Here is a 9,294-nt window from a genome sequence, read left to right as displayed (position 1 = left end):
TGTTTGGAGCGTGCGTAGCGAACACCATCTCGGCCAGCGGGGCTTGACTCGCACAAACAGGCCGGACATCTGATAGCAAGCGATCGAGTCAAACAACTATCTAGACCTGACAAGCTGGGAGGCCGTCCACATCTGCAATCTCTACTCCATGGTGTCAAACAAGGAGGCTATCCGGGAATTCGCAAAGTTCCTGCGTGTGGCTACGAACGCGGATAACCTCAAGGCCCAGCCTGATATTTTCGCGAACGGCTACGGTCCTGTCGTACGCAATACCGCGGAAGGTCGGGAACTGGCCGTATGCCGGTGGGGCATGCCATCATCGGAAGACGCGATTGGTACCAAGAAGTACGACAGCGGCACCACAAATGTGCGACGCTCATATCTGCCGCACTGGCAGCCCTGGCTGGAGGTTGAGAACAGGTGTGTCGTGCCAGCGACATCGTTCGCCGAACCGGATCAGGTTGGCAGGACCTTCAAGAACTACTGGTTCGCCCTCGATGAAGACCGTCCGCTGTTCTTCTTCGCCGGCATCTGGACGCCAGAGTGGACAAGCGTCCGCAAGGTCAAGGAAGGCCCGACGACCTCTGACCTCTATGCCTTCCTGACGACGAAAGCCAATGCAGAGGTCGCACAATATCACGACAAGGCCATGCCGGTCATTTTGCGCACGCCTGAAGAGGTGGAGCAATGGCTCACCCTGCCTTGGAATGAGGCCAAGGCCCTGCAAAAGCCTCTACCGGATGACGCTCTGAAGATCGTCGCCAACGGCCTTAAGTGGGATCCGCCCACCGCGACTCCGTCCCACTTGGAAAGCAAGCACGAAGATGCTCCTGCCAAAACGCCGCCGGCGCCTTCGCCACAGTTGGACTTGTTTTAGGCGGCGCCGCCTCGCAATCATGCCACCATACGATAGGTGAAGCCGTCGTCCGCCCAGGGTGAGCGCAGGTCGAGAGTGTCCGCGCCATCGAGCCAGGCCGCAAAGTCTTTCGGTTCAACGACAACCGGCTCGCGATCGTGAATTTGCGCCATCCGAGGACCGGGATCGCGCGTCAGCATGGCTGCGGTCAACAGCAGTCCCTTGTCAGTCTTGATCGCATTGTAGATCCCGGCAACTCCCAGTGGCAGTCCGTCGGTCCGGCTTATGGCCAGCTTGGCGCCCTTCGCGCCCTTGCCGAACAGGTCGCTACCGGCCTTTACCTTTTGATGGAAGGCGTCCATTGGAAACAGGCATCGCCACTTCCGGCGCCAGAGCTCCCGAAAAGACTCTAACTGGTGAGCGGTCTCGATGCGGGCATGGAACAGGCGCTTATCGCAAAGTTCAGGTGCCGCATTATACCGCGGCGGGATCAGTCCCCATTCCATTTCCTTTGGGACATGAAGTCCCTGGCTATTGCGCGCCAGCAGATCAACTTTCTTTCCGGCCAGCATGGTGTCCTCGTTCTTCAAATTCCTGAAAGGCGGATCAACCGCCAGATAGCCCGCATAGACGGCCATCTCGGCCGGACCACCATATTTCCCACACATACGCTTACCCGCTTACGCTACATTTACGCCAATCAGTGCCGGCTAGGCTTGATCCCGGTCAGCGCATCGACCAGACCTTCGACATCGATGCGAGCAATCCCGGACACCTCGACAAACCGCGTGCCTTCTGGGGCGACCGGCATGTCCCGGTCAGCCCAGGCTTTTTCGAGGCTTGCCGCATAGGCCGGCTGCGTCATGCGCGTCAGTTCCTGTGCGCCGTCATACATCGGCATGATCCCCTCCTGCATCAGGCTGAACATCTCGCGCATGGCGTTTTTCAGGCCGCGCGTTTCCGTGCAGCCTCGATCGATAGCTTCCGAGATCGCCGCGGCGAGCGCCAGGTCTGCGCTCATCCTGCACTCATAGAAGAGCTTGGACACCTCTAGGAGCTTGCCATTCATGACGAAGGGCGTCCCGCCCGGACAGGTCACGTAGAAGACGTGGCGATCATCCGAGTAACCTGTGAACGACGTCGCTTCATTCCACTCACCCACGTCGCCGACCTGCATCGGGATATCGTGATAGGCAAAGGCATCGACCTGATCTAGGTGAACCGACAGCCCGGAGCCGTGGCAAAGCGCCAGAAAGTCGCTTCGGGAAATCTCCAACTGAAGCGACGTGTCGATCGACTTCCGCGCCACCTTTTCGATCTTGGCCAATCGCGTCTCGATGTCGACATCCTGGTTGAAGGCGACCACATTGCTCTTGGTCGCGACGGTCTGGACCACCGAGTCAAGATGAACGACCAGGGCCATCTGGTCGAAATGGTCGTGCGGCCACCACTCCGTACGTGGCTCGAGACGATCGATTACGTACCGCTCCACGGCTGGAAAATTGAAGATCGTCAGGCTGTCCCCGGCCTTGGGCACCGTGTCACGTGACACGACGTCGATCCGAAGCACATCGGTCAGGCTTTTCAATTTGAACAAGTACGTCTTCATCGCGAACATCCACAAAAGTTAATGTTCTATATTTGTTCTCCCTCATTCCAAGAGTCAAGCCCTCGGCATCTTCACGATGCCGACAGAAGGTCGAGTGTCGCGCCGTCGGGCTTCCCATCGCACCAGCGTTCGAGCGCCTGCCTAAACGGACATTGAGGGTCAGGTGCGATGGCGGAAAACAATGTCATGCTGGATCGAAACTTCAAATCGTCGGGGGTTCCCAGATAGGCAGTGAGCGAAGGAGCCCTGGCGCTCAACGTCGCAAGCGTGCAGGCGACCAGGCGTGGCCCAAGCAAAGCATGATCGTAGTAAGCGGTCGCTTCGGCGAAAGACCCGATGCCATAGAACTGCGCTGTGGCCGACCGCCCCAATTGCCGCAGCTGGGGAAAGATGAACCACATCCAATGCGAACGCTTTCTGCCAGCCCGAAGCTCGTCAAGCGCCGTCGCGTAGGTGGTCGCTTGCGCGTCCACAAATCTTTGGAGGTTGAACTCATCCCGCATGGCCGCATCCAATGCCGAAATCAGTCACTGCCGAGTTCCAAAAGCTCGCCCAAGTCTTCGCTTTGCGACACCCAGTAGCCGATCATCTGTCGGACATCCGAAGCGGCATCCTCGCTTTCCAGCTCTCCGCTCGCCACCTTGTTTGAAATGTCTGTGATGTATTCCTTCAACTGGTTGCGGCGGGCGGGGTGGATCTCGGCATCGAACAACAGCAGAAGGTCCTTTTCGACCTCGGCAGGGGTCAGGCTATGTGCGCGATAGCGTTCGAGTGTCAGGGCGATCGCCTCTTCGTCGTTGGCGGCGCCAAGGGCGGCGGGAATAGCGGTCATTGCAATGTCCTCAAAGGCGAACGAAGTCGGATGCCCCGCTGTCGAGGAGACTCCGCATCGCGTAAAAAATCAGTGGGGAATTGGCCTCTACGTTGTGTCTAGCGCTCACGCTCAATCCTCGGGCTTGCATCCGCTGCGCGCACACGCTTCGTCGGTCCCATTGTTACCTCCTCTAAGAAGGTTGCCAGTTCCGTAGCCAGTTTTCGGTCTTCGGCAGATGATGACCTTGCCAGTACGTCTGTAACCACGCGGTAATAGGAAAGGCGTTTTTCCCCTAAGGCGCCGTGGGTCTTGGCCGCTTTCGACGTCGGCTTTGCCGAAGCGGATTGGCCTCGTGCCTCCATGGCGAGCTTCGCACGACTTGGGCCCCGATGCCGTTGCAGGCGCGCCAGCCGGTGTGTGGCGTTCGCCTCTATCCCATGCGCCCGCAACGCCTGCGCGAATCCGTCCCGCCACTGTTGGAGGTCAGCCTTCCTCGGGTTCAACCGCCGACCGTCCCGGCCCTGGATCTTTACAGATAGGTGGACATGCGGGTGTGCCGGAGGATCCGGATCAGGGTCCGAAGCCTGGGTGTGGTAGGCGAAGACATACTGATGACCGTTGAAGACGTCCGCCGCAAAGGCGCGTATCGCACGCTTCATGGCGACCTCATCGGTAAATGCCGGCATCGAGAACACAATGTTCAAGGTGTCCCGTCGCTCGCTGGTACGGGCGATGGGCTCCGGGCCGCTCGCTTGCCAATCCGCCTTCAGCTCGCGCAGATCATCCCTGCCCTTCAGCAAGAAACCATCCTGGTCCTCGAGTTCAAGTTCGCCCTTGCGGCTGATGTAGTCGACGTGTCGACCAACCTGTCCTATGCCACGACAAGACGAGGTGATTTTAACCACGACCTCGGGCGTAGCCCGCACGGTGCGTTTCAGCTTTTCGCGCACCTGCTGCGCTCGGGCGGCGGTGCCGCCGGCACGATTGGCGAGGTTTGGTTTCAGGGCTTTTGACCTCTGCCCGGACATCCGCACTTCGGCGGCGTATTCGTTCGCTTCCCATTCCACCAGGAAGCCGTCGACATAGGACTTAGGCAGGAGGGTCACTGCCATCTCGCCGAATTCGCTACGAGGAGCTTCGCAACCTCGCGCGTGTGTTCCGTTATCAGATCCCGGACAAAGCTGAGCTGGTCCAGGCTCAACCCATCGCCACGCGGGTTAGCCTCCTGGTTCCGGATAAGCTGATTGATGTTCCGGCCGATCGCCAACAATGCCTGACTGGACCGGGTTAAAGCCTCGACCTCCTGTCGGCCGAATTGCGAGCGTTTCTGCAAGTGGACAATGACCAAGGCCTGGAGCCAGCGCGGAAGACTCATTCCCTCCGCGTCCGCGGCGATGCGCATGGCATCATGTTGCTTCGGGCACATTCGGATCTCCAGGCGCTTTAGATCCACCTGCGCCTTTCCAGTTCCGGGCGAGATCGACGCTGCGGGCCCTGCGGCACCATCAAGGGTCTCGCGGAGAACGCGCCGGACGGCCTCGCTTGGGGTGAGACCTTGTGCTGCGCACCAGGCCAGCCACGGCGCCTTTAGGTCTTTCAGGTCGACGTGGAGGAGATTTGTCCGCGCACCGGATTTGCCGTCTGAACTCATCGGGCACCGCCACGCCATGTCCGTGTGACATTTTCGGCGTTCAGCCTATCCTGCCAATCCAAAAAAACGAAAACCATCTGAGCCGCCACAGGCCGTGACGCTGTTTCGCATGCGAAACTTTTCGCCAATCTCCTCATCGCCGCAGCTCCCTTCGCCGGCCGCGTGGTTTTGCCGGTCCACTGCGTCCGTCTTCAAGGGCCACCACCTGAATCGCCTGAACCTCGACAGGTTGAACCTCGCCGCCATCATCCCACCTGACCAGGACATGGTTGTCCAAATCGCTGCGCCGGTTCAAAACCAAAACGCCAGGCCGTTCCCCGATGCGAACCTTGAGCAGGGGGTGCCGAATGTGGTCGGTCCGATGGCTGGCCTTATCGCGGCCCGCGGCGCCAGACATCTGGTCTTTCTCCGCCTCCGTGAGGTGCCGCTTCAGGTGTTCAACAGATCGTCGGGTAACGTCGACATCGCTTGCCAGCCATGCCCGCGTCTTTTCCGGCCAGCGATCAAGGACCTGCCGAAGATCATAGAGCGTGTCTGGCGAAGTGGTCCGGCCCGAAGCGTACGTAGCTTCAATCTCGCTGGGCGCATCGACCAGGGCGAAATATTTGCTGATGGCTGATCGGGACAGGCCGAGACGCCGGGCGATTTCAGCCGGTTTCATACCGCCTTTTTGCTTGCCGGATATGAACAGTGCCATTTCCATCGGAGAAAGTTCCGCCCGATGAAGGTTCTCGATGACTTGGTCGAAATCGCTTAGGAGGTCTTCGATAAGAGCGGGCACATGCGCCAACCCCACGGCGACGGCGGCCCGGTGGCGCCTGGCCCCGAAATTCAACATGTACTGGCCCGGCAGCTGGGGATGTGGCCGTACTGAAATCGGAATTCGTATGCCGCTCTCGGCGACACTGGTGCAGAGTTCACGCTGCTTGGTATCATCGAAGACTTTTCGCGGCTGCTCCGGATCCTCATGGATGAGACCGGTATCCACCATCATCGGCTTTCCTGCCGGCGCCGTGGGTTCAAGCTTTTCGAAGGCTTCAAGCGCATCCAGGTCAATGGTGGGCGCGATCATGTGCGGTCTCCCGTCCAACCATCGATGCCCATTTTAGCGAGCATGAGGTCGAAGACCGGTTGAATTTCGTGCCAGGCTTCGCGGGCTGCGCTTTTCTTCAGGTCCGGAAGGAAAAGGCCGGCCGCCTGCGCTTCCGCAATGGCTGAACGCTTGGGAATATGCGCGAACCACGGCTTCCCTTGCGCTTCACCCGAAAGCAGTCGCGACCCGAACCGCGAAATAAGACATTTCAGGTTGGTGCGCTGGAATGGCGTGGATTCAACGAGATTTGGCAGGATACCCATGAACTCCAGCCGGGAATTCAAGAGCGCCTTGATCCGCGCGAGGCCGTACCGGGAATGGTTTAAGAGGGCGCCTATGCCTTCCATGGCCTCCTGGTTCAACTGGATCGGCGCCAGGACGTAGTCTGCGCATATCAAAGCCGCGCCGTAGCGAATATCTGGATTAGGATTGGTATCGATAAGGCAAACGTCAAAACCCCTGGCATCGGAGAGCGCGGCCCGGAGCCTTGCGGCTATACGGTTGTGCTGTTCACCCTGACGTTCTAGCTGGGAGAGCTCTTCACTGCCGGCAATGAGGACGAACCCGGCGTCTGGCAATGCCATTCGTCCCTCCCCCTGCAACAACTGGCAAGCCGTAAACGCCGCGCAAGTCACATTCGGGTTCATGCGCAGCGGGCGTGAACTGTTTTGCTGGTGATCCAGGTCGAGAAATAGGACTGACAGTTGGCGCCGTCGGAGGTAGTGCGCCATTTGCGTAGCGATCGCGCTCTTGCCAACGCCCCCCTTTTGATTGGCAAAGACAAGAATTTTCATAGATCACCTCGTGCTAAAATGACATATCGCACTGACGATATATTATTTCGTCCGTTCGATATGTCATTTCGTACACGCGATAATTCATTTTGACAACTTGACCGCGAATGTTCGGCGGGCGCAAGGCATCACTCTCAAGAACCCGCTTGCAAGCGAGAGCGTCAGCGGATGACCTTGCGCATCTTTCGCCACCACGCCACACGTTCGTCTCGTGACGCATTCCCCAGCCGGAGCAGGATCTCGCCGTGGCATCTCGCTGGCGCGCAGAAGCACACCAGGTCCCGACCGCGCAGTTCATCAATATGTTTCAAAAGGTCGGGCTGGGACACAAGCCAGCGTTCATGTTTGTCTACGACCGCTGTCCGGTCTCCGTCTTTGCCTATGACAAATGGGTTGCCCCATTTGGAGCCACGACCGATATAGACGGCGCCTGCGGGCACGCCTGCATGATGTTTGTTCAAGACCTTACACATGACTCAAACCCCTTAGCACGGGAAAAGCCCTCCGGTGGCACCGGAGGGCGGGTTGACTTGATTAGAACGGGATTTCGTCGTCGAGATCGTAGCGGGGTTCCTGTAGCTTCTGGCGCTGGCTCGTTTTCGCCTTCTGGTCCGTCTCGCTCCGGCTGGCGGGCGCCAGCAGGGACGTGCTGCCGATCAGTTCGGCATTGTGATATTTCACGCCATTGCTTTCGGACTGGCTATAGCCGAGGCGCCCGGTAAACTGGATCAGGTCGCCCTTGGCGTAGTGTTTTTCGATGTACTCGACGCGCTTGTCGCCCCAGACGGTGAGACGGTGCCAGGCCGTGCGTTTCACCCAGTTGCCGTCCCGGTCCTTGTAGCCTTCGTCGGTGGCGACCGAGAGATTGGCGACGCGAGCGCCATCGTTGAGGGTGCGGCACGACGGCTTTTCACCCAGGCGGCCGATGAGGTTGACGACGTTGTTCATTTTAGTCTCCATGATGTTCACCCCTGGGGCCCATCCCCATCGGGCCGCGGCCTCACCGCGATCATGCGACGGAACTGGCCGGCCAAGGTGGCACGCCACACCCGAAGGGGCGAAACGGAGTGAAGCAGGGCAAAGCCCTTGGGGCGTGACGCTGGCCGGCCTACGTCTGCATGCTTGATCGCAGGAAACAGCCGGCTCGCAGGGAAGGCCCGGAGGCTACGTCATCGAGATGGACCGCTCGGCAACCACTGGCCTCGAAAGGTGATTGGACCGAATGGTGAAATGCTCCATCATTGCCGCCAAATGGTTCAGGGGGACGGCGCGAGGTTGAGGACGTAACGGGTGGACTTGCGCTCACCGCTACGCACCAAGGCACCCAGTGACACAAGTTCCGAAAGGTCGCGCGTTGTCGTCGCCGTGGTGGCCCCCGTGATCGATATGTAGTTGGCCGCGCTCAGCCCCCCCAGGAAACCACCGGGCCCGGCATCGAACATTCGCAGCAGCGCTTTTTCCTGTCGGACATTGAGCTTGCCGCGGAGACCTGCCAGCAGACGGTCCTTGGCAAGGACGAAGTCGACCAATGCGGTGACGCGCTGTTGAGCCATGAGTACGTGCGCAGCAAACCAGGCGAGCCATTCGTCAAGGTCGAGAGTGCGGCTCGCGCGCTCAAGTGCTGCATAGTAACTCTTGCGATGTTCAAGCAGCGTACCCGCCAGACCTGTGATGGCTGGGGTTGTCAGGCCCTGAGCGAGGGCTTTCTCGGCGATGGCACGACCGATACGCCCATTGCCGTCTTCGAACGGGTGGATGCTTTCGAACCAAAGATGCGCAATCGCCGCACGTGTGACTGCCGGAAGGGTGCCACCTTGCGCGGGCGACGTCGACTCCAACCAACCAATGAAACGCGTCATTTCAAACTGGATACGGTCGGACGGAGGCGCCTCGAAATGGATTTTAGGGTCATGGATCGCGCCGGAGACAATCTGCATGGGCTCGGCGTCAGACCGATAGCAGCCGATGTCCCTTATATCGGACCGTCCGTTCATTAGCATTTTATGCCAACGGAACAAATCTGCTTCCGCCAGCGGTTCAGTGAGCGTACGATAGAGGTCGACCATCATGTCTGCGATACCGACTTCTGCAGGCGACGCCCGACGCCGGTCACCCGCGACACCGAGCTGGCGTTGAATCGACGACTGCACGCTGCCGCGGTCGAGTTGCTCACCCTCGATGGCGGACGTATCAACCGCCTCGTGGCTCAGTAAGGCAATGCTCAGGTTTTGACGGTCACGCTGGCCCAAATGCTTCGAGGCGCCCACGACGACACCGGCGCCCTCTATGAAGGCCATCTCGGCGCGTGTCACCTTATCCCTGTCCCAGCTAAATTCTGGCCAGTCCTCGTGTTGCCAGTTCCAGACCATGATCGATAATTACTCCATTTATCGATCACAATATAACCAAAAATGATCGATAAACACCAGCTTTATCGATCATACTGGTTTTAATGCTGTGACCGATAAACGGCACCG

12 protein-coding genes are annotated in these 9,294 nt (G+C 59.1%); 1 reads left to right on the top strand and 11 read right to left on the bottom strand.

What is annotated here, in order from left to right; genetic code table 11:
• Positions 1-82 precede the first annotated feature (82 nt).
• A complete protein-coding gene (locus tag ACTHND_RS17820) occupies positions 83-877 on the top strand; it encodes an SOS response-associated peptidase (protein ID WP_440179320.1) in 795 nt (264 codons plus the stop codon).
• A 17-nt stretch (positions 878-894) separates the two neighbouring features.
• On the opposite strand, the gene ACTHND_RS17815 is transcribed toward ACTHND_RS17820, so the two are convergent.
• The 11 genes from ACTHND_RS17815 to ACTHND_RS17765 form a co-directional block, all read right to left on the bottom strand.
• Positions 895-1,524 (bottom strand): SOS response-associated peptidase, encoded by a 630-nt coding sequence (locus ACTHND_RS17815; protein ID WP_440179315.1) that lies wholly within the window; start codon positions 1,522-1,524, stop codon positions 895-897.
• Positions 1,525-1,556: 32 nt separating this feature from the next.
• Positions 1,557-2,465, bottom strand: coding sequence for a hypothetical protein (locus ACTHND_RS17810; protein ID WP_440179314.1), 909 nt, complete (start codon positions 2,463-2,465; stop codon positions 1,557-1,559).
• A 71-nt stretch (positions 2,466-2,536) separates the two neighbouring features.
• The gene (locus ACTHND_RS17805) at positions 2,537-2,968 is read right to left on the bottom strand and encodes a DUF1810 domain-containing protein (protein ID WP_440179313.1); all 432 of its coding nucleotides are present in this window, start codon (positions 2,966-2,968) and stop codon (positions 2,537-2,539) included.
• A 20-nt stretch (positions 2,969-2,988) separates the two neighbouring features.
• Complete coding sequence (locus tag ACTHND_RS17800) at positions 2,989-3,297, bottom strand: hypothetical protein (protein ID WP_440179312.1); 309 nt, start codon at positions 3,295-3,297, stop codon at positions 2,989-2,991.
• Between the two features lie 98 nt (positions 3,298-3,395).
• Entirely contained in the window at positions 3,396-4,391 is a 996-nt protein-coding gene (locus ACTHND_RS17795; RefSeq protein ID WP_440179311.1) for a relaxase/mobilization nuclease domain-containing protein, read from the bottom strand.
• The gene (locus ACTHND_RS17790; RefSeq protein WP_440179310.1) at positions 4,382-4,930 is read right to left on the bottom strand and encodes a hypothetical protein; all 549 of its coding nucleotides are present in this window, start codon (positions 4,928-4,930) and stop codon (positions 4,382-4,384) included. The genes ACTHND_RS17795 and ACTHND_RS17790 overlap by 10 nt, the downstream gene beginning before the upstream one ends.
• A gap of 133 nt (positions 4,931-5,063) precedes the next feature.
• Complete coding sequence (locus ACTHND_RS17785; RefSeq protein WP_440179309.1) at positions 5,064-6,002, bottom strand: ParB/RepB/Spo0J family partition protein; 939 nt, start codon at positions 6,000-6,002, stop codon at positions 5,064-5,066.
• A complete protein-coding gene (locus tag ACTHND_RS17780; protein ID WP_440179308.1) occupies positions 5,999-6,817 on the bottom strand; it encodes a ParA family protein in 819 nt (272 codons plus the stop codon). The genes ACTHND_RS17785 and ACTHND_RS17780 overlap by 4 nt, the downstream gene beginning before the upstream one ends.
• A gap of 161 nt (positions 6,818-6,978) precedes the next feature.
• Positions 6,979-7,290, bottom strand: a complete 312-nt coding sequence (locus ACTHND_RS17775; RefSeq protein ID WP_440179307.1) for a DUF4326 domain-containing protein — start codon at positions 7,288-7,290, stop codon at positions 6,979-6,981.
• 61 nt (positions 7,291-7,351) lie between these two features.
• Entirely contained in the window at positions 7,352-7,765 is a 414-nt protein-coding gene (locus tag ACTHND_RS17770) for a single-stranded DNA-binding protein (protein WP_440179306.1), read from the bottom strand.
• Between the two features lie 308 nt (positions 7,766-8,073).
• Positions 8,074-9,186, bottom strand: coding sequence for a Fic family protein (locus ACTHND_RS17765; RefSeq protein ID WP_440179305.1), 1,113 nt, complete (start codon positions 9,184-9,186; stop codon positions 8,074-8,076).
• Between the last annotated feature and the right edge of the window lie 108 nt (positions 9,187-9,294).

Origin of the sequence: Asticcacaulis sp. (assembly GCF_051954415.1) — a bacterium.
Lineage (GTDB): Bacteria > Pseudomonadota > Alphaproteobacteria > Caulobacterales > Caulobacteraceae > Asticcacaulis.
The sequence above is the reverse complement of the archived record's forward strand: the minus strand, read 5'-3'. Positions and strand labels throughout refer to the sequence as shown.

Coding starts and splice junctions, on each gene's coding strand:
- ACTHND_RS17780 (WP_440179308.1), bottom strand. CDS start 6,817: ATGAAAATTCTTGTCTTTGCCAATCAAAAGGGGGGCGTTGGCAAGAGC.
- ACTHND_RS17805 (WP_440179313.1), bottom strand. CDS start 2,968: ATGCGGGATGAGTTCAACCTCCAAAGATTTGTGGACGCGCAAGCGACC.
- ACTHND_RS17790 (WP_440179310.1), bottom strand. CDS start 4,930: ATGAGTTCAGACGGCAAATCCGGTGCGCGGACAAATCTCCTCCACGTC.
- ACTHND_RS17795 (WP_440179311.1), bottom strand. CDS start 4,391: ATGGCAGTGACCCTCCTGCCTAAGTCCTATGTCGACGGCTTCCTGGTG.
- ACTHND_RS17765 (WP_440179305.1), bottom strand. CDS start 9,186: ATGGTCTGGAACTGGCAACACGAGGACTGGCCAGAATTTAGCTGGGAC.
- ACTHND_RS17815 (WP_440179315.1), bottom strand. CDS start 1,524: ATGTGTGGGAAATATGGTGGTCCGGCCGAGATGGCCGTCTATGCGGGC.
- ACTHND_RS17775 (WP_440179307.1), bottom strand. CDS start 7,290: ATGTGTAAGGTCTTGAACAAACATCATGCAGGCGTGCCCGCAGGCGCC.
- ACTHND_RS17810 (WP_440179314.1), bottom strand. CDS start 2,465: ATGAAGACGTACTTGTTCAAATTGAAAAGCCTGACCGATGTGCTTCGG.
- ACTHND_RS17785 (WP_440179309.1), bottom strand. CDS start 6,002: ATGATCGCGCCCACCATTGACCTGGATGCGCTTGAAGCCTTCGAAAAG.
- ACTHND_RS17800 (WP_440179312.1), bottom strand. CDS start 3,297: ATGACCGCTATTCCCGCCGCCCTTGGCGCCGCCAACGACGAAGAGGCG.
- ACTHND_RS17770 (WP_440179306.1), bottom strand. CDS start 7,765: ATGAACAACGTCGTCAACCTCATCGGCCGCCTGGGTGAAAAGCCGTCG.